We start from the raw sequence: 20,601 nt of genomic DNA, 5'->3' as shown, positions 1-20,601 counted from the left end.
GCCGTATTGGGAGCCGTTGCCGGTGCAGTATGCCGATTACACGTTGTGGCAGCGTGCGTTGCTCGGTGACGAGGACGATCCGGCGTCGGTGATGTCGTCGCAGTTGGCGTTCTGGTCGCGTGAGCTGGCCGATCTTCCGGATCTGCTGCCGTTGCCCACGGATCGACCGCGGCCCGCGCAGCAGTCGATGCGCGGCGCCACGGTGAAGTTCGAATTCGCGCCGTCGGTGCACCGCGCGTTGATCGACATTGCGCGAGAGGCGCATTCGACGGTGTTCATGGCGGTACACGCCGCGTGGGCACTGTTGATGGCCAGATTGAGCGGCACCGAGGACATCGCCGTCGGTACGCCGATCGCCGGTCGCGGCGAAGCAGGCCTCGACAAGCTCGTCGGCATGTTCGTCGGCACCCTCGTGCTGCGCACGGAGGTCTCACCGCACGTGAGCTTCACCGACCTGCTCGCTCGCACGCGTGCCGCCGATCTCGCCGCGTTCGACAACACCGACGTACCGTTCGAGCGACTGGTCGACGAGCTCGCGCCTCTGCGCACGACGGATCGCTCGCCGCTGTTCCAGGTGCTGATCGAGTTCCAGAACAACGAACGGCCGCACCTCGAACTGCCCGAACTCGTCGTCACCGCGCTCGACTTCGACGCTGCCGTCGCGAAGTTCGATCTGCAGCTGACGATGTCGGAGAACGTCGACGAATCCGGTGCTCCCGCAGGCATGTCGGCGGCGATCACGTACGCCACCGATTTGTTCGACGAGTCGACGGTACGCATGTTCGCGGACCGGTTCTCCGCCATCGTCGAGGCCGTCACCGCCGACCCGAACTGCATCGTCGGTGACGTCGACATCGTCATCCCCGCCGAAGTCACGGCGATGCAGTCCACGTGGAACCATGCGGGTCGCACGCCGTCCGAGGACACGCTCACCAGCCGATTCGAAACGGCTGCAGCCCGTTTCGCCGACACCGTCGCCGTCGTCGACGGCACGTCGGCCTACACGTACGCAGACCTGGACGCACGCGCGAATCGGCTTGCGCGACATCTGGTCTCCGTCGGCGTCGGACCCGAGACACTCGTCGCGGTGGCGATGCCGCGCACCGCCGACCTCGTCGTGGTGCTGCTCGCAGTACTGAAGGCGGGCGGCGGCTACCTCCCGGTCGACGTCACCTATCCGGCGGACCGGCTGGCGTTCATGCTCGACGACGCCAGCCCGGTGTGCGTCGTCTCCACGACGGCGGACATCGGATCGGTGCCGACCGACGGCACCACCTCGGTGCTCGTCGACGACCCGGAGACCGCGTCCGCACTGGAGCGGCTGTCGTCCGACGTGCTCGGCGACGAGGACCGCCTCGGCAAAGCGTCCGCGGACTCGATCGCCTACGTCATCTACACGTCCGGAAGCACCGGACGCCCCAAGGGTGTTCAGGTCACGCACACGACGGTCGCGACGCTGTTCGAGAACACGATCGACAAGTTCGGCTTCGACGACACCGACGTGTGGACGATGTTCCACTCGTACGCGTTCGACTTCTCGGTGTGGGAGCTGTGGGGACCGCTGCTGTACGGCGGCAAGCTCGTCATCGTCGACTACTACACGGCTCGCTCGCCGGAGAAGTTCCGCGAACTGCTGGTCTCCGAACAGGTCACGGTGCTCAACCAGACACCGACGGCGTTCTACCAATTCGCCGAGGCCGACCGAGTCGCACCCGCCGAGGCAGGCCGACTTGCGTTGCGCTACATCGTCTTCGGCGGTGAGGCCCTCGACCTGGCCCAGCTCGGTCGGTGGTATGCACGTCACGACGAGAATGCTCCGACCCTCGTCAACATGTACGGCATCACCGAGACGACGGTGCACGTCAGCTACCTGCCGTTGACCGCGGACTTCGCCGCGTCGGCGTCCGCAAGCGTCATCGGGCAGGCTCTACCGGGGCTGACCGTGTCGGTTCGCGACCACCGCCTGCGGCTCGTTCCGCCGGGTGTCACGGGTGAGATGTACGTTTCGGGTGCACAGCTCTCCCGCGGTTACCTCGGCCGCACGGCGCTGACGTCGACCCGTTTCGTCGCCGATCCGGAGTCCGCCACCGGTACGCGCATGTACCGCACCGGCGACACCGCGCGCTGGAACCGTGACGGGAGCCTCGAATACCTCGGCCGCAGCGACACACAGATCCAGTTGCACGGATTCCGCATCGAACTCGGTGAGATCGAGTCGGCGCTGTCGAACTTCGACGGGGTGGCCCAGGCGGTCGTGACGGTCCGTGACGACGGGGCAGGAGATCGACTCGTCGGCTACGTCGTGCCCGAATCGGGCCGCACCGTCGAACCGTCGGCCGTGCTCGAGTTCGTCGGCGCGACGCTCACGTCCTACATGGTTCCCGCGGCGCTCCTCGTGATCGACGAGCTGCCGCTCACCGCCAACGGCAAGCTCGACCGTCGCGCACTGCCTGCCCCGGACTTCGCGTCGCGCGTCACGCAGAGCCGAGCACCCGCTACCCCGGTCGAGGAGCGGCTCGCATCGCTGTTCGCCGAGGTGCTCGGTCTCGACGCGGTCGGCGTCGACGACTCGTTCTTCGCGCTCGGCGGCGACAGCATCATGTCGATCCAGTTGGTGTCACGTGCGAAGGCGGCCGGTCTGGTCATCGCGCCGCGGGACATCTTCGAGCGCAAGACCGTCGCGTCGCTCGCCGAGGTCGCCAAGTTCGGCAGCGCCACCGACGTCGTCGTGCTCGAAGAACTTCCGGGCGGGGGAGTCGGCGACCTGCCGCTCACTCCGATCGTGCAGTGGATGCTGGGGCGGAGCGAGCACTTCGGTCGCTACACGCAGACGGCCTTGCTGCAGCTGCCGCCGTCGATCGACTCCGACGTGTTGGATCGCACCGTGCAAGCGGTGCTCGACCGCCACGACATGCTCCGAGCGCGGTTGTACCACAACGAAATCGGAGACTGGACCGAGACTGTCGCTCCGGAGGGAACGATCGCCGCAGCATCGGTGATCCACCGCGTCGTCGTGGACACCGTCGTCGGCGACGAGTTCTCCGCCGTCGCCGCGCGCGAACTCGACGCCGCCGCCGATCGCCTCGACCCCGCCGACGGACGAATGATCCAGATGGTCTGGTTCGCCACGGAAGCGGGCGCGGGCCGTCTGCTGATCGTCGCTCACCACCTGGTGATCGACGGCGTCTCCTGGCGGATCCTGGTGCCCGACCTCGCGACGGCGTGGGCACGGATCGTGGCAGGAGAGAATCCCGATCTGGCCGAGACGGGGACATCGATGCGGCGCTGGGCCACCGGTCTCGCCGAGGTCGCGGAACGTCGTGCATCCGAGCTCCCGCTGTGGACTCGGATTCTGACCGGTGACGACCCGCTCATCGGCACGCGGGCGCTCGACCCGGCGATCGACGTCGACGCCACCGTCGATCGAGTGAAGGCGTCGCTGCCCGTCGAGGTCACCGAACATCTGCTGACGACGCTGCCCGAAGCGTTCCACGGCAGCGTGAGCGACGGGCTGCTGACCGGTCTGGCATTGGCGTTGACCGCGTGGCGCCGCGAACGCGGCGCGGACGTCGACAACGCGCTCGTGAGCCTCGAGGGCCACGGGCGTGAGGAAGGCGTCGTTCCCGGCGCCGACCTCGGCCGCACGATCGGGTGGTTCACGACCATCTTCCCGGTTCGGCTCGACCTCGCCGGCATCGACGTCGCCGACGCGTTCGTCGCGGGTAGTTCCGCCGGCGACGCGATCAAGACGATCAAGGAACAGCTGGTCGGCATCCCGGACCATGGCATCGGCTTCGGCCTGCTGCGCTACCTGACCGATCAGGGTGGGCAGGCACTGAGCGGATTCGATCGTCCGCAGGTCAGCTTCAACTACCTCGGCCGGTTCGCGACCGCGTCGACCGAGGGCATGGACGACGTCGGCTGGATTCCGGTGTCCGACGCGACCCTCGGGGATGCACAGAATCCGACGATGCCGGTCCCCGCGCTGCTCGACATCAATGCAGTCACCAATTCGACGCCTGCCGGGCCGGTGCTCGACGCGACGTTCGCGTTCCCGACGGGCGTGTTGTCCACGTCCGAGGTGGAGCGGCTCGTCGAACTGTGGATCGAAGCGCTGACGGCGCTGACGGTGCATGCGGCAGGTACCGATGCGGGTGGATACACCCCGTCCGACCTCGAGCTCGTCGATCTCGACCAGGCGACGATCGTGGACCTCGAACAGCGCTTCCCGGCGCTCGACGACGTCTGGTCGATGTCGCCTCTGCAGTCGGGTCTGCTGTTCCACGCGCGCCTCGCGGGCGAGGTGGGACACGGAGTCGCAGCGGGTGCCGACGACGGCGTCGACGCGTACATGGTGCAGCTCGGCCTCGAGCTTCGCGGAACGGTCGACGCGACGCGCATGAAGGCGGCAGCTCAGACGCTGCTGGATCGCCACGCGAACCTGCGTACCGCGTTCGTGCACGACGCCGCAGGCCACTCCGTGCAGGTCGTACAGACCGGGGTCCGGGTGCCGTGGAAGCAGGTCGACCTCCGCGGCACCGACGACGCCGACAGCGCGCTGGAATCCGTCCTGGCCGAGGACAGGGGCACGCGGTTCGTGCTCGATCGTGCGCCGTTGCTCCGGTTCACCCTGATCACGAAGGCCGACGGCGAGTGGCGACTGCTGCTGACCAATCACCACATACTGCTGGACGGCTGGTCCACCCCACTTCTCATCAAGGAACTGCTGACGCTGTACGCGACGGCGGGCGACGACTCGATGCTGCCGCGGGTGCCTGCATACCGTGACTATCTGTCGTGGATGAAGAAGCAGGACCCGGAAGTGTCGACGGCACAATGGGTTCGGGCGCTCGCGGGTGTCGAGGAGCCGACGCTGCTGGCCGCCGCGGACCGCGGCCGTCAGTTGTCGACGGTGTCGCTCGAGACGACGCGATCGCTGCCTCTGGAGACGACGGCGGCACTTCGCGACCGTGCGGCTCAGCGCGGTGCGACGCTCAACACGTTCGTGCAGAGCGCGTGGGGAATCGTGTTGGCCACGTTGACCGGTCGTCACGACGTCGTCTTCGGCGCCACCGTCTCGGGTAGACCGCCGGAGATTCCGGGCATCGAGTCCATGATCGGCCTGTTCATCAACACGCTGCCGGTCCGCGTCACACTCGACCCGGCAGAGCCGATCGGCGATCTCGTCGACCGGATCCAGGTGGAGCAGGCGTCACTGCTCGATCACCACTACATGGGTCTCACCGAGATTCAGCGTGCCGCCGGCGCCGGCGTCGCGTTCGACACCCTCACCGTGTTCGAGTCGTATCCTGTCGATCGCGCGGGACTGTCGGAGGACACCGACATCGCAGGCATGCGTGTCGCCGACGTGGTGGGCAAGGACGCCGCGCACTATCCACTGACGCTCGTCGCGTCGGTGGACGATCGACTGCATCTGAAGGCGAAGTATCTCCCGGACCTGTTCGCCGAGAACGAGGTCGAGCGCATCGTCGGCCGCGTCGAACGCGTGCTCCACGCGATGCTGTCCGACGACCGCAGGCCGGTCGCAGGCATCAGGCTGCTCGACGACGCGGAGCACGACGCGCTGGCACCCGTCTCGGGACTCGAAGGCGGGTCGACGCGGTTGCTCGCGCAGGTCTTCGAGCGTGCGGCGTCGATGGATCCCGATCGGATCGCGCTGCGCTACGACGGCAGGTCCGTCGACTACCGCGAACTCGATCGCCGGTCGTCGCAGCTGGCACGCCTGCTGCTGCGCCGCGGAGTGGCAGCCGAGACGTTCGTTGCGCTCGGCCTTCCTCGGTCGGTGGAGTCGGTCGTCGCGGTGTGGGCCGTCGCCAAGACCGGAGCGGCATTCGTTCCGGTGGACCCGGGCTATCCACGCGATCGCATCGACCACATGCTGTCCGATTCGGCCGCCCGATTCGGCATCACCACGACTGCGAGTCGCGACGATCTTCCGGCCGGACTCGTCGGCGGTGAGCCCTGGATCGTCGTCGACGACGTCGACACCGAGTCCGAACTGGCGTCGTTGTCGTCCGAGCCGCTCACCGAGACCGAACGCGTCGCAGGCGTCGACATGTCCAGCGCGGCCTACGCGATCTACACATCGGGTTCGACGGGTCTGCCCAAGGGCGTCGTCGTCACCCACAGCGGCCTGGAGAATTTCGCGAACGAACAGATCGATCGGTACTCGCTGACGCCGGACGCTCGGACGTTGCACGTGTCCTCGCCGAGCTTCGACGCGTCCGTACTCGAATATCTGCTGGCGTTCGGTGCAGGCTCGACCATGGTGATCGTCCCGCCCACCGTCTACGGCGGCGACGAACTACGGGCCATCATCGAGGCGGAAGGCGTCACGCACGCGTTCATCACGCCCGCTGTGTTGGCCTCGGTGAATCCGATCGGGCTCGACACGTTCGAAAACGTCGTCGTCGGCGGCGAAGCAGTACCTGCCGAGCTCGTGACGACGTGGGCGCCCGGCCGTGCCCTGTTCAACGGATACGGCCCGACCGAGACCACCATCATGTCGAACATCAGCGATCCGCTCGACGGCGATTCGCTGCTCACCATCGGCGGCCCGATCCGCGGCGTGGAAGCGGTCGTCCTCGACGGCCGGATGCAGCCGGTTCCCGTCGGCGTGCAGGGAGAGCTCTACCTCGCGGGCGCAGGCCTGGCACGCGGCTACCACGATCGTCCCGGCCTCACCGCGGAGCGGTTCGTCGCCAATCCGTTCGGCAAGCCGGGAACGCGGATGTACCGCACCGGTGACGTCGTTCGGTGGACGCCGGAACGCACAGTCGAATACGTGGGACGGCGCGACTTCCAAGTCAAGGTGCGCGGCTTCCGTATCGAGCTCGGCGAGATCGACGCAGTGTTGTCCTCGCACCCGAGCGTCGACTTCGTCGCGACGGTGGGCGCCGAATCACCCTCCGGCACTACGGTTCTCGTGTCGTACGTTCGTCCGGTGGACCGGACGGCGGAACTCGACGTGTCGGTACTGACCGAACACGCGGCCGCCAGCCTGCCCGGACACATGGTGCCGTCGATCATCGTTCCGCTGGAGGAGATTCCGCTGACGCCCGTCGGCAAGCTCGATCGCCGAGCACTGCCGACACCCGAGTTCGGTGCCGAGACCGCCGACTACGTCGCGCCGCGCGACGCGGAGGAAGAAGCGGTCGCCGCGGTGTTCGCCGACATCCTCGGAGTCGACCGCGTCGGAGCACTGGACGGATTCTTCGACCGCGGTGGCGACTCGCTGTCCGCAACGCGCGTGATCGCGCGTGTCAATGCGACGACGTCGAGCAGCCTCGGTGTTCGAGCCATCTTCGAAGCCCCGACGGTGGCGGCGCTCGCCGCACTCGTCCGCGGATCTTCGGCTGTGGACGGCCGTCCGGTACTCGGCGCGAAAGCGCGACCTGCGGAGATTCCGCTGTCGCTCGCGCAGCAGCGGATGTGGTTCATCAACCGCTTCGACCCGTCGTCACCGGCGTACAACGTGCCTCTCGTCGTCCGGCTGACCGGCGAGCTCGATCCGGCCGCGTTGACGGCGGCGGTGTCGGACCTGCTGGATCGGCACGAGTCGCTGCGCACGACGTTCCCCGCCGGAGCCGATGGACCGCAGCAGCTCGTACACCGCACCGAGGACGTCCTTCCGACGGTCGTCGTGACGCCGGTGGAGGAGAACGACATTCACGAGGCCGTCGGACGCTTCGTCGGCGTCGGTTTCGACGTGGCGACCGAGATTCCGATCCGCCTCGCGGTGTTCGAGGTCCCGTCGCCCGACGAGCCCGTCCACGTCCTCACCGTCGTCGTGCACCACATCTCGGCCGACGGCGCGTCGATGGCGCCGCTGGCTCGCGACGTCATGACCGCGTACCTGGCACGAACGCAGTCGACGGCTCCCGCGTGGGAACCGCTCGAGGTGCAGTACGCCGACTACACGCTGTGGCAGCGCGAGCTGCTCGGCGACGAGGACGATCCGACGAGCATCGCCTCACGTCAGCTCGAGTACTGGCGCACGACGCTGCGCGGTCTGCCCGAGCTGCTTCCGTTGCCGACGGACAAGCCCCGTCCGACCACGCAGACATTCGTCGGTGGCCGCGTCCGATTCACGATCGACGCCGAACTGCACGTCAGGCTGACCGAGTTCGCCCGGACTCACCCGGCGACGATGTTCATGATCGTGCACGGTGCGTTCGCGGTGACTCTGTCCAGGCTCAGCGGCACCGACGACATCGCCATCTCGACTCCGATCGCCGGCCGCGGCGAGGCGGCACTCGACGAAATCGTCGGCATGTTCGTCAACACCCTCGTGCTGCGGACCGTCGTCGTGGGCGCCGAGTCGTTCGATGCGCTTCTGCGACGCCTCGTACACGACGACCTCGAAGCGTTCGCGCGCGGTGACATCCCGTTCGAGCGGGTGGTCGAGGTGCTCAACCCGTCGCGTTCCACCGCGTATGCGCCGTTGTCGCAGGTCGCGTTGTCGTTCCAGAACAACGAACGGGCGCGACTCGACCTGCCGGGCCTGGTCGTGGAAGGCGTCGACATCGACGTGCCGGTGGCCAAGCAGGATCTGCAACTGCTGCTGTCCGAAACGTTCGACGAACAGGGCGCACCCGCCGGTATCGACGGTGCGATCGACTATGCGACCGCGCTGTTCGAACCGTCGACCGTGCACTCGTTCGCCGAACGCTTCGTACGCATCCTCGATGCGGCGATCGGCGCACCCGATGCTCCACTCGGCGACATCGACATCCTCACCGAGACCGAACGGCCGCTGTTCGCGCCTGCGCGCGGCGACGACGGGGGAGAACCCTCGACGTGGCCCGAAATTCTCGCGCATGCCGTCCGGGAAAATCACGACGGCATCGCCCTCGAGTACCTCGACCGAACGCTGACGTACGCCGAACTGGACTCCGTCTCGACCCAGATCGCGCGCATGCTCATCGATTACGGCGCGGGACCGGAGACGTACGTGGCGCTCGCGATGCCGCGGTCGATCGAATCGGTCGTCTCGACATGGGGCGTCACCAAATCGGGCGCCGCGTTCCTCCCCGTCGATCCGAACTACCCATCCGAGCGCATCGCTCACATGCTGGACGACTCCCGGTCTCCGATCGGCCTCACGTTGTCTGCGTTCCGAGATCAGTTGCCGGACAGCGTCACCTGGCTCGTCGTGGACGACCCGGAGTTCGTGGCCGATGCCGAGCAGTACCCGACGGATCCGGTGACCGATGCGGACCGAACGTCGGCTCTGCAGCTCGACCATCCGGCGTACTTGATCTACACGTCGGGGTCCACGGGCCGTCCGAAGGGTGTGGCCGTCCGACACCGCGGAATGTCGAACCTCGAGCACGAGGTGACACTGCGGTTCCACCCGACGCGGCAATCGCGCATCTCGCACAACGCGTCACCGAGTTTCGACGCGTCCGTGTACGAGATGACGATGGCCATCGGCGTCGGTGCGATTCTGGTCATCGTCCCGCCCGGCCTCTACGGCGGCAGCGACTTGGCCGATTACCTCGAAGCGCACCGGGTGACGCACACGTTCCTGACACCCGCGGCGCTCGCGTCCATCGACGCCGATCGGCTTCCCGACGTGGAGGTGCTCGCGCTCGGCGGCGAGGCGGTGACGTCCGAACTCGTCGCCCGCTGGGCGCCCGGACGCGAACTGTTCAACGGGTACGGCCCGACGGAGACGACCATCCAGGCCAGCGTCGGCGGCCCGCTCGCGGCCGGTGCTTCGATCGACGTCGGTAGCCCGGCGATCGGGTTCCGCTACCTCGTGTTGGACGAGCGACTGAGGCCCGTGCCTGCGGGGGTCGCCGGCGAGCTGTACATCGCCGGACCCGCGACGGCCCGCGGTTACCTGCACCGGTTCGCGTTGACCTCGGAACGGTTCGTCGCGGATCCGTTCGGCGAGCCCGGCGAGCGCATGTACCGCACGGGCGACGTCGTTCGCTGGACGAGCGGTCACACGATCGAGTTCGTCGGACGCAGCGACTTCCAGGTCAAGGTGCGCGGCTTCCGCATCGAACTCGGCGAGATCGACGCCGCGCTCACCGAGCACGACGCGGTCGGCTTCGCGGCGACGATCGGTCACACCGCGCCGTCGGGTGACACGGTTCTCGTCTCCTACATCCGGGTGAACGACGAACACAGCGTCTCTACGACGCAGCTGACCGACTTCCTCGCCGCATCCCTTCCGCGGCACATGGTGCCGACGGCGATCGTCGAACTCGACGAAATTCCGTTGACCCCCGTCGGCAAGCTCGATCGCCGTGCTCTTCCGGTACCGGAGCTGGGGTCGACATCGACGCCGTACCGTGCGCCGTCGACCCCGACGGAGACCGCGGTCGTCGCGGTGTTCGCCGACATCCTCGGAGTCACCACGGTCGGAGTCGACGACAACTTCTTCGATCTCGGTGGTACGTCCCTCGTCGCGACGAGGATCGTGCCCGCACTCGAAGCGGCCGTCGGCGTCCGGGTTCCGCTGCAGGCGCTGTTCCTCGATCCGACGGCAGGCGGTCTCGCCGCGCGGATCGACGCAGGGGAAGGCACGTCGACATCCCAGCTCGACGCCGCGTTCTCGGTCGTGATTCCGTTGCGCGCCGAGGGCAACGGAACGCCGTTGTTCTGCGTCCACCCGGGAATCGGCCTGTCGTGGGGTTACTCGGGAATCGTGCGGCACCTCGACGACGACCGTCCCGTCTACGGTCTGCAGCTGCCGAGTATCTCCGAAGGTGGGCGGTTCGAGTCCATCCAGGAACTCGCACACCGGTACGTCGAGGAAATCCGCGCGGTTCAGCCGGACGGGCCGTACAACGTGCTCGGGTGGTCGCTCGGCGGCGCCATCGCGCATGCCGTCGCCGTCGAGTTGCGTGCGACGGGTGCGGAGATCGAGTCGCTGACGATCATGGACAGCTACGTTCTCGATCCTGCCGAGACGACCGCGGGTGAACTGACCGTCGAGGAACTTCTCGAGGGCCTCGGCGTGGACGTCTCGCGTGACGAGTCCGAACCTGCCCTGACCTACGACGGTGCCGTGACGTTGCTGAACGACGCCTTCGGACAGGACACCGGCCTGACGCCCGGTCACCTCGAACGGATCAACGCGGGATTCTCGAATTCGACGGCATTGATGAATGCATTCGTTCCGGATGCGTTCGACGGTGATGTTCTGTTCTTCGCGGCCGCACGGGGATCCGGTGACGGAGTTCGACGAGAACCGTCGCAGTGGAATTCGTTCGTGTCCGGAGAAATACGTATTCGATCGATCGATTGCGCGCACAATCAAATGATCGAGCCGGAGGTTCTCGCGGAAATCGGAAAGGAACTCGAAGAGTATCTCGACAGATGATTTCTGGTTCCGACGAATTTCGCTTCATTCGGTCACAGAACGCGCGGTAGCGAATACCATCGTGACCTACGCACGATCCATTTCGCCGAACTACGGTCTGGGGATGCCTGTGAAACGAATCAAGTCCGTGTCAGCAACCATCGTGGCGGTCGTGGCCACGACCGCGGTCACCGTGGCTCTCGGCAGCGGACCCGCGAATGCTGCACCCGCAGCAGAGGCGGTCGGCTTCGAAACGTCGGCCACCCCCGAAGGATCGGTGAGGACCGTCCTCGACGGCGGCGCCTTCCGTCTCGACGCGTCGGCGTCGGCGGTTCAGGTCGTCGGTGATTCGGGGGCGGTGCTCGCGAGCCTGCCGCTGACGTACACGGTGAACGGAACGCAGTATTCGATCGCACCGTCGATCACAGGGGAGCGGCAGCTTCTGCTCACACCGCAGCCGGCCGCGTTGGTCACCGACGTGGCCGGACCGGTGACGAAACAGCAGGCGCTGGACAACCTGCTCAGCCAGACCGGAATCGGACTGGCCAACGGGGGAGCGGCAGGAGCAGCCGTAGGTGCGGCACTCGGACTTGCGATCGGGTGTGTGTCGATCTTCCCCAATTTCATCGCGGGTTGCATCATCGGTACAGCGATCGGTGTCGTGGCGGGCACGATCATCGGGACGAACAACGCGAACCCCAACATCGGGCCTGCGGCGTTCGAGTACTTCAACACTCCGTAGACGGCACGACGAAAGGTCGGGCCGCAACGGTGTCGCCGTTGCGGCCCGATCTTTTTCGATGGGTAGGTCAGTTGTTCGTGTTGTCCAACGCGCGGCGCATCGAGACGGCCTTCACCATGGTCTCGGTGAATTCCTCCTCGGGATCCGACAACGCCACGATTGCGCCGCCGACACCGAAGGTCACCTCGTGCTCGGTGGAGACGATGGTTCTGATCACGATCGAGAAGTCGGCGGTGCCGGTCAACGAGAAGTAGCCGATCGCTCCGGAATACACCCCGCGAGGGCCGTCTTCCAGCTTGTCGATGATCGCCATCGTGCGGATCTTCGGCGCTCCCGTCATCGAGCCGCCCGGGAATGCAGCCCCGATGCAGTCCACGGCCGACGCGTCCTCACGCAGACGGCCCCGAACAGTCGACACCAATTGGTGCACAGGAGCATAGGTTTCGACATCGAACAGCTTCGGTACGTGCACCGAACCGGGCACGCACACGCGAGCGAGATCGTTACGGACCAGATCGACGATCATGAGGTTCTCGGCGTTGTCCTTCTCGTTCGAGAGAAGATCCGCCCGCAGCAACTCGTCTTCCGCCTCCGTTGCGCCCCGGGGGCGCGTGCCCTTGATGGGCTTCGACTCCACGATGCGGTCGGCGTCGATGCGGAGGAAGCGTTCGGGCGACGCGCTCGAGACGGACAGGTCGTCGAACCCGAGGAACGCGCTGTACGGGGTCGGATTGATCTCGCGCAGACACGAATACGTGCCGAGCGCGTCGATCGGTCCCGGGAACGTAGCCATGTTGGTCAGACACACCTCGTAGGTCTCACCCGACCGGATGTCGGCGAGACACTGTTCGATCAGTCCGATGTACTTCGCACGATCGTGGCGGAGCTGCAGATCCGCTTGCACCGTCGGAGCGACCAACGGCTGTTCGGGCTCCGGCTCGGAACGACCTCGAACTCCGTCGAGACGCCGCAGCGACTCGGTGATCGATGCGAACCAGTCGAGTGTCGCCGGCTCCTCGTGATCGGCGACCAGCGCCAGAACATGGCACCGCCCGGCGTCGTGATCGAACACGAGCGCGCGGTCGGCGAAGACCATCGACGCGTCCGGAGTCGGGGCAGTGTGGACCAGCTGACCTCCCACGTCTGCCTTCAGTTCGTACCCCAGATAGCCGACGTACCCGAGACCGAAGGCGAACGGATGGTCGTGCAGCGGCGGGACGGCGCGTTCCGTCAACTGCCGATTCAGGTAGTCGAAGAACGTCGAATCCACCGACTCGACGGTGCCGTCGCTGCGCTGCACGTTCACGCGCGCCGCGGCGACGCTGTAGGTCACGTATTCCGCACGGGGACCGGAACAGTCACCCATGATGGAGAACCGTGAGTCCGCCTCCAACGCCGAGCTCCCGTCGAGCCAGAACTTGTTCGGACCGTCGGCGAACAATGCGCGAAAGACCTGTTCGGTATCGAAATCGCCCTCGACGCAACGGGTTTCGATGGTGTACGCGGACCGGGTAGGCGCAGTCTGCGACTTCGCGGCGGGCAGACTCAGATCGCGAAAGTTCGCCAGAAGCTCCCGTCCGTATTCGGTGCTGATCGACTCGGGGTGAAACTGCACTCCCCACATCGGAAGCGTGCGGTGGCGAACAGCCATGACGAGGCCGTCGGCCGTCCACGCACACGGCTCCAGGTCGTCGGGAAGCTCGATTGCGACGAGCGAGTGATACCTGACCACCGAGAACGACGACGGCAGCCCGTCGAACAGATCGGTGCCGGCGTGCGTGATCGTCGAGACACGACCATGCATCGGGAGCGGCGCGAGATCGACGTGACCACCCAGCACGTGACAGATGGCCTGGTGCCCCAGACAGACACCCAGCACCGGTAGACCACTCTCGAGAATCACACGCGACGAGATGCCGAGGTCGTGGGCGGTGGCGGGTCGGCCGGGGCCGGGGGAGATGACAACGTTGTCGTATCGGGCGAAATCCAATGTCTCCCAAGCGACGTCGTTCTTCACGACGGTGGGCGAAGTTCCGTTGACCTCGGCGAGTAGTCCGTACAGGTTGTACGTGAACGAATCGTAATTGTCGATCAACAAAGTGCGCACTGCCATGACGGCCACCTAACGCTGCCGCGGAGTCGAGGCGGGTCCGTCGCCGTTCGTCGATGCTGCGCCGTCCGAGTTCGACTCCAGCGAGGCTGCGACCGGGTCCGCGTCGATGATGACGTCCTCGACGCGACAAGCCTCTGCGATGAGCAGGGAATACACCGACGCCAGGAAGTCCTCGGACAGATCGTTGTTCCGCGCGAATTCACGAGCGCGGTCCTGCACGACACCGACACGGCCGGGCTGCATCATCGGAATATCGAAGTCTCGCTTCACATGTGCGACGCGAACGCACACGTCGATGCGTTCCTTGACCGCTTCCAGCAGCCGCCGGTCGATCGCATCGAGTTCACCGCGAAGCGATCTCAACAATCCGTCGGACTCGTCGCTCACGATTCGCTGCCCCCTCGTTCTGCAGCACAGCGCTGCGATTGCTCGATTTCAACGGTATTCACAACATATCGCGCTGACTTTCTGGACCGTTACCCCGACGACGATCGGCTCAGCCTTCGATTCTGACATCTCGGCGCGCCCCACGAGGGGAACAATGACCGACATTTTCGTTTTCGTCGTCGGATCGTTGCACGACGCCCGAAAAACAAACTTCGGGCCCATTCGAGACGAAAAAACTGCGCCGAACGAATGAATTCGTTCGGCGCAGTTGCATTTCGGACGCTCGGATTCGCGGAGTCCGAACGCGAAGGGTGGTGCGCATCGGCTCTACCCGAGTATCAGGCTCCGCGTCGCTTCACCTTGAGGAGATCCATTCGCTCCTTGAGAAGCTCTTCGAGTTCCTCGACCGAGCGACGCTCGAGCAACATGTCCCAGTGAGTACGGGGAGGCTTGACCTTCTTGGTCTCGGGCGCAGCGCCCTCGATCAGGGTGCCTTCCAGACCGTTGCGGCACATCCAGGTGCCCGGAATTTCGGCGTCGTCCGCGAACGGCACATCGAACTCTTCGCCGTTGTCGCAGCGGTAGCGGGCGACGCGACGAGGCGCGAGGTCGTGATCTCGATCGGTCTCGTAGCTGACAGCGCCGAGTCGGCTACCCCGAAGTACACGATCTGCCATTGTGAAGTCCTCTCCCTCGATAGTGCGTGCTGGGGCGGACGTCGTGCCTGCTGTACACGATCCGCACGCCACTCACAGATCTTCAACGCGCCGACGTCGCCGAACGTTCCCGGTTCAGCGTGCGACACGAATCGATCCGCGCACAAGTACGCATCATTCTACCCGGCAGCACGCCGTAGGCTCGTGGGCGTGTCACCGATGTCCCGACGAGCCCATGCGTGCGAATGGTGTGGACGCGAAGTCGCGGATTCCGGAATGGGGCGTCGGCGACGGTACTGCAGGCAGTCGTGCCGTCAACGCGCCTACGAACACCGAAGCGCAGTCAAGGGCACGTCGATCGCGGAGGATGCGGTCGTCCTGTCCGCGGACGAGGCGTCCGCCCTGATCGATCGAGCCTTCGAGGTCCGGTGCGCCGCCGAGGACGTGGCGATCGCGATAGGTGAAGGTGCCACGGCCGAGGAATTGACGCGCCTGTGCGACGACCTCGTATCGCGAGCACGGGACGCCGAACGACTTCGGTGAGGTGGGAGGGATCTGGACCGGGCCGGCAGTAGTGTTGTCGAATGAACACCGGCGAGGGCGAGGCTCAGCGCGAATGGAATGGCAAGGCGCGGAACGAGACCCCGACTCAGCAACTCGATCGCAATTGGAACGCACTGCTTCAGGAGCTTCGAGTCGTGCAGACCGGTGTTCAGCTGTTGACCGGATTTCTGCTCACGGTCCCGTTCCAAGGCCGCTTCGATCAGCTGTCGTCGACTGGCCGGGCCGTGTATCTGGTCACGGTCGCTGCGTCGATCGTCGCGACGATACTGCTGATCGCCCCGGTCGGTATGCACCGTCTTCTTTTCCGCAAGCGGGCCATCGGATATCTGGTCCGAGTCGGAAACCGACTTGCCATTCTCGGGCTGTTGTCACTCGCCGTGGCGCTCGTCGGGGTCGTGACTCTGACGTTCGACCTGGTGCTGGGCATCGTCGGAGCCGTCAGTGCTGCGATCGTCGTGGCGGTACTGCTGATCGGCCTGTGGTGGGTCCTGCCGCGTAGCCATCTCGCGCATGGCGACATGGATTCCGGCGACGGTTCCCGGATATCGGACTCGGAAGGTCCGACTGCGTCCTAGTGGTCGCGCAGCTTCTCGATCAGATCGTCCTTCTTCAGATCCGAGTAGCCCGACAGGCCGAGTTCCTTGGCCCGCGACTTCAGGTCGTCGACGGTCCAGTCCTCGTACGAACCCGAATGACCGCCCTTCGCGCCGACGGACGACCGACCCTTGTTCGCCGCGGCGTTGGAAATGCGAGCCGCTTTTTCTTTCGAGTTGCCTTCCTTGCGGAGCTCCTCGTACATGTCCTGGTCCTTGAGCTGCGGCTTCGAATCGCTCGACGAATTCTTCGGCATGGTTCCTCCTGACGTCGTGTCGGGAGTCGGATATCCGTGCGTTGCGCTGTTCAAACGACGCCGTGCGGGGCCGGGAACCGTTGGATCCACGGCTGCGCTTCCTCGAGCTGCGCCGCGAGCTGAAGCAGGAGACGCTCCGAGCCGAGAGGTCCGACGAACTGCACTCCGAGGGGGAGGCCGTCGTCGGTCCAGTGCAACGGAACGCTGATCGCGGGGCGGCCGGTCAGATTGGCCAGCTGGGTGTACGGCACCCAACCGAGGTTCTGCTCGATCGCGTCGTCGAGCAAGCCGCTCAGTGCCATGACGCGCCCGCCACGCATGGCGTTCATGACGCGTGCTGCAAGTTGGACCAGAGGCGACGTCGCGGTTGCGCCGAGCCGCGGCGGGGGAGTTGCGAGCGTGGGGGTAAGGAACAGATCGAACCGAGTGTGGAACTCGGCGAGGGACCGTACGTAGGTCCTCGTGTTCTCGAGAGCGGCGATCATCGCGTTCATCCCGCTGTGACGGCCGAACTCGGCCATCGCCAGCGTGTCTGGTTCGAACTGCGAGTTCTTCGCACCGAGACGGGCCTTGATGTCGACGACCTGGGCGTACACCTGCGCGAACCAGATCGTCAGGAAGTCACGGGACAAGGACCGGTCGTCGTAGGGAGGAGCCACCTGTTCGACGCGGTGGCCCAGCCCGGTCAGCAGTGTCGCAGCCCGTTCGACCGCCGCGACGGCTTCACGGTCGGGGTTCGGGTTCACCGACGACGAGGTGGACCAGCCGATGCGAAGCTTCGCAGGACGGCGGTCGAGATCGGACGCGAACGGCGTGGTCGGGAACTGCGCCGAATAGTCGGCGTAGGGGTCGGGGCCGACGATGGCGTCACACAGTGCTGCGCTGTCTCGAACGGTTCGGCTCACCACACCTTGCCCGACCATCCCGAACAGGACCTCACCGGTCTGTGGTCCGTACGGCGACAGACCGCGACCGAGTTTCAAGCCGACCAGTCCGTTGCAGGCAGCCGGGATGCGGATGGATCCACCGCCGTCGTTGGCGCCCGCTGCGGGCACGATACCGGCGGCGACTGCGGCGCCGGCACCACCCGACGATCCACCCGGCGTGCGTTCCGGGTTCCACGGATTACGGGCGGGGCCCCACAGTTCCGACTCGGTGACGCCCTTCGCGCCGAATTCGGGGGTGTTGGTCTTTCCGAAGATCACCAGACCGGCATCGAGGAACCGTTGTGTGACCAGTGCATGCTCTGCGGCGACATCGTTCTTCAGTGATCGTGAACCGTAGGACGTCGGGTAACCCTTGTACTCCTGCGCCAGATCCTTGATCAGGAACGGGACACCGGCCAACGGCCCGGTCAGATCGCCGCTGTCGGCACGCTCGTCGGCGGCAGCGTCCATACGCATGACGATGGAGTTGAGGCCACCGTCGACGGCGTCCGCCCGCGTGCGCGCCAGATTCAGCAGTTCGCGGGGCTTGACCTCGCCGGTTCGAACCAGCTCGGCCAGAGACGTCGCGTCGTTGGACACGTATTCGGCGAATTCCACCGGGCGATGCTATCCCGCGCCGGGCCGACGTTCGACCGATTCCGCACCGCGAATCGTTCCTCGGCTGGGCTACTCGGCTATCGATCGCGAAAAGCGCGCCCGGCCTTGTTTTCTCGCGGCCTGAGGCTGCTGTTCGGCAGCGTCGGGGCGGGCAGATGCTGGGTATCACCCTCGTAGCCCTGCACCTGGCCGAACCTGTCACTGTGCGCCTCCCACTGCTCGCGGTAGCGCTCGATCTCGGAGTGCGTGCGGCCGACGAAGTTCCACCACATGATGATGTCCTCGTTCAACGGAGTTCCACCGAGCAACACGACACGGGCCGACGCGTCGGCGCCGACGTTGCGCAGGTGAAGACGCGTCGCGCCGACCCCGATGTATCCCATCTCGGTTCTAACGAGCGGTTCGGCTGCGGACTCGACGACCTGCACTGTTCCGTCGTCGACGAGGACACCGTGTTCGAACGTGGGGTCCACGTCGAGCTCGATCTCGGCACCCGGCGCGAACGTCAGCTCGGCCCCGAGCAACGGCGTGAAGGTGTGCACCGGCGACCGATCACCCGCACATTCGCCGAGAAACACACGAACGGCGACGCCGCTCAGCTCGACGGCAGGTGGCACGTAGTGCGCGAAGTCGCGCGGCGTGTCCGCGGCGTCGGCCGGAAGGGCCACCCAGAGCTGGACGCCGTGCAGGATCGTGGTGTTCGACGTCGACACCTCGGTGTGCGCGATCCCGTGGCCTGCCGTCATCAGGTTCAGCTCACCGGGCCGCACCATCGCGTGATTGCCCATCGTGTCGCGATGTTCGATCTCTCCGGTGAACAGCCAACTGACCGTCTGCAGACCGGTGTGTGGATGCGGTGGTACGTCCATGCCACCCGTCGTCGACACGTCGTCGGGACCGTAGTGGTCGGCGAAACACCAGGCGCCGATCAGCGACCGTTCGCGCTGGGGCAGTGTGCGACGCACCGTCATCGCACGCGGTCCACCGAGCGGCACATCGCGCGCTGTGAGCACCTCCACGACGATGTCGCCGACGTCACCAGCAGTACCTGCGTCCGCGTCCGACCGGCAGTCGATCTCGGACGGCCGGGTTTCGAGGTTGCTCATGTGCTCATGTTCCTCCTTGCCGGCGCACCTCGTCGGATCGGGGTGGGAACTGCCGTCGGTCGACGAGTAATGTCGATGCGCGAGAACGTGTTCGATCCGCTCCGTACGACCCGAGAGGCTTCCGTGACCCACAGCGATTCCGACGATGCACACTCTCCAGTGCTGCGGGTGCTGATCGACAAACATGATCCCGAAGTGTTCAAAGCGCAAGTCGCTGTGGCCAAGGCTGTCCGCGCCGCCACGCACGACGCCGGTATGGATCGCCGGTTCGTCGAGCTGGTCAACGTCCGTGTTTCCCAGATCAACAGGTGCGCATACTGTCTGGACGTCCACGGCGCAGCCGCACTGGCAGCGGGGGAGACGCCGCAGCGCCTCTCGGTGTTGCCCGCGTGGCGGGACACGACGTTGTTCGACGATCGTGAGCGCGCCGCTCTGACGCTCGCCGAGTCGATCACCACGCTGCCCGACAGCGCCAGCCAGGATCGCGACTACGCATCCGCCCGAAAGGTGTTGTCCGACAAAGAGATTTCGGCATTGTGCTGGGTAGCAATTGCCATGAATGCCTTCAACCGCATATCGATCGTCAGCCGACACACGGTGCGACCTCAACAGTAGAAAGGCCACACGATGACCGCTTCGAACGACGACATCCGCGACCGCGTCACCGTCACTCACGATGCTCCCGGGCAGCGCTACACCCTCGGAATCGACGACTCCGTCATCGGCTTCACCGAGTACCGCGCCCACGACGGCCGGAGGGTGTTCTTTCATACCGAGATCGACGACGCCTATGCGGGCCACGGCCTCAGTTCGATCCTGGTGAAGAACGCACTCGACGACGTGCGTGCACAGGGCCTGCGAGTGGTCGCCGTCTGTCCGCTGGTGGCCAAGTACGTCGGCAAGCACACGGAGGTCCAGGACATCGTGGACCCGGTTACCCCACAGGTTCTCGAATTTCTCGACGCAGCGTCACAGTGAGCTGAACCCCGGCGACGAACTCCACACCTATACAAACGTCACTGTGACGTTTCTATAGGTGTGGGCAGGGTCGGTGAGTCGGGGGTCCCGTGGCTTTCCGGTGCCGCCGAGACTCCATGAGGTGAACGACGATCGTGGGGCGAGAACCGTCGGGCGACAATCGTGGGCCGACGACGTCCCGGCGGATGCCGGCTGGACCGAGTGCGCGAACCGCGTGGAGATCGACGTTAGGAGCGGTGTGAGACAGAGCGTTCCGATGTGTCGAGGCGTGACGCGTGTGCACCGTGGCACAGCCAGTTCATGACTCGGCGCCCACGTCAGCG

12 protein-coding genes are annotated in these 20,601 nt (G+C 65.8%); 6 read left to right on the top strand and 6 right to left on the bottom strand.

Annotated features, from left to right (window positions below):
- A partial coding sequence (locus DK926_RS14560; protein ID WP_133299114.1) for a non-ribosomal peptide synthetase occupies window positions 1-11,359 on the top strand: 11,359 nt, incomplete at its 5' end.
- Between the two features lie 103 nt (window positions 11,360-11,462).
- Window positions 11,463-12,080: a hypothetical protein gene (locus DK926_RS14555; RefSeq protein WP_243636810.1), complete on the top strand. Its 618-nt coding sequence runs from the start codon at window positions 11,463-11,465 to the stop codon at window positions 12,078-12,080.
- A gap of 67 nt (window positions 12,081-12,147) precedes the next feature.
- Here the strand turns inward: DK926_RS14555 and pabB are convergent, their stop codons facing one another.
- From pabB to DK926_RS14540, 3 genes are all read right to left on the bottom strand, one after another.
- On the bottom strand, window positions 12,148-14,193 hold the full coding sequence (gene pabB, locus DK926_RS14550; RefSeq protein ID WP_114331026.1) for an aminodeoxychorismate synthase component I: 2,046 nt from the start codon (window positions 14,191-14,193) through the stop codon (window positions 12,148-12,150).
- 9 nt (window positions 14,194-14,202) lie between these two features.
- Window positions 14,203-14,580 (bottom strand): chorismate mutase, encoded by a 378-nt coding sequence (locus tag DK926_RS14545; protein ID WP_068424077.1) that lies wholly within the window; start codon window positions 14,578-14,580, stop codon window positions 14,203-14,205.
- A gap of 338 nt (window positions 14,581-14,918) precedes the next feature.
- Complete coding sequence (locus DK926_RS14540; RefSeq protein WP_068424075.1) at window positions 14,919-15,257, bottom strand: RNA polymerase-binding protein RbpA; 339 nt, start codon at window positions 15,255-15,257, stop codon at window positions 14,919-14,921.
- A gap of 198 nt (window positions 15,258-15,455) precedes the next feature.
- On the opposite strand from DK926_RS14540, the gene DK926_RS14535 reads away from it, so the two are divergent.
- Together DK926_RS14535 and DK926_RS14530 are read left to right on the top strand one after the other, a co-directional pair.
- Window positions 15,456-15,779 carry a hypothetical protein gene (locus DK926_RS14535; RefSeq protein ID WP_114331000.1) on the top strand — a complete coding sequence of 108 codons (324 nt, stop codon included), beginning with the start codon at window positions 15,456-15,458 and terminating at the stop codon, window positions 15,777-15,779.
- 41 nt (window positions 15,780-15,820) lie between these two features.
- Window positions 15,821-16,375 carry a DUF6328 family protein gene (locus DK926_RS14530; protein ID WP_243636809.1) on the top strand — a complete coding sequence of 185 codons (555 nt, stop codon included), beginning with the start codon at window positions 15,821-15,823 and terminating at the stop codon, window positions 16,373-16,375.
- On the opposite strand, the gene DK926_RS14525 is transcribed toward DK926_RS14530, so the two are convergent.
- The 3 genes from DK926_RS14525 to DK926_RS14515 form a co-directional block, all read right to left on the bottom strand.
- Entirely contained in the window at window positions 16,372-16,650 is a 279-nt protein-coding gene (locus DK926_RS14525) for a Rho termination factor N-terminal domain-containing protein (protein WP_068424073.1), read from the bottom strand. The two genes, DK926_RS14530 and DK926_RS14525, sit on opposite strands and share 4 nt — an antisense overlap.
- A gap of 50 nt (window positions 16,651-16,700) precedes the next feature.
- Window positions 16,701-18,194 (bottom strand): amidase, encoded by a 1,494-nt coding sequence (locus DK926_RS14520; RefSeq protein ID WP_114330999.1) that lies wholly within the window; start codon window positions 18,192-18,194, stop codon window positions 16,701-16,703.
- Window positions 18,195-18,271: 77 nt separating this feature from the next.
- A complete protein-coding gene (locus DK926_RS14515) occupies window positions 18,272-19,300 on the bottom strand; it encodes a pirin family protein (RefSeq protein WP_114330998.1) in 1,029 nt (342 codons plus the stop codon).
- Between the two features lie 75 nt (window positions 19,301-19,375).
- On the opposite strand from DK926_RS14515, the gene DK926_RS14510 reads away from it, so the two are divergent.
- Window positions 19,376-19,915: a carboxymuconolactone decarboxylase family protein gene (locus DK926_RS14510; RefSeq protein WP_114331025.1), complete on the top strand. Its 540-nt coding sequence runs from the start codon at window positions 19,376-19,378 to the stop codon at window positions 19,913-19,915.
- 12 nt (window positions 19,916-19,927) lie between these two features.
- The gene (locus tag DK926_RS14505; RefSeq protein WP_114330997.1) at window positions 19,928-20,278 is read left to right on the top strand and encodes a GNAT family N-acetyltransferase; all 351 of its coding nucleotides are present in this window, start codon (window positions 19,928-19,930) and stop codon (window positions 20,276-20,278) included.
- The last annotated feature ends 323 nt before the right edge of the window (window positions 20,279-20,601 follow it).

Source organism: Rhodococcus sp. Eu-32 (genome assembly GCF_003336925.1).
In the GTDB taxonomy this organism is placed as follows: domain Bacteria; phylum Actinomycetota; class Actinomycetes; order Mycobacteriales; family Mycobacteriaceae; genus Rhodococcoides; species Rhodococcoides kyotonensis_B.
This window is presented reverse-complemented; position numbering and strand designations above follow the sequence as displayed.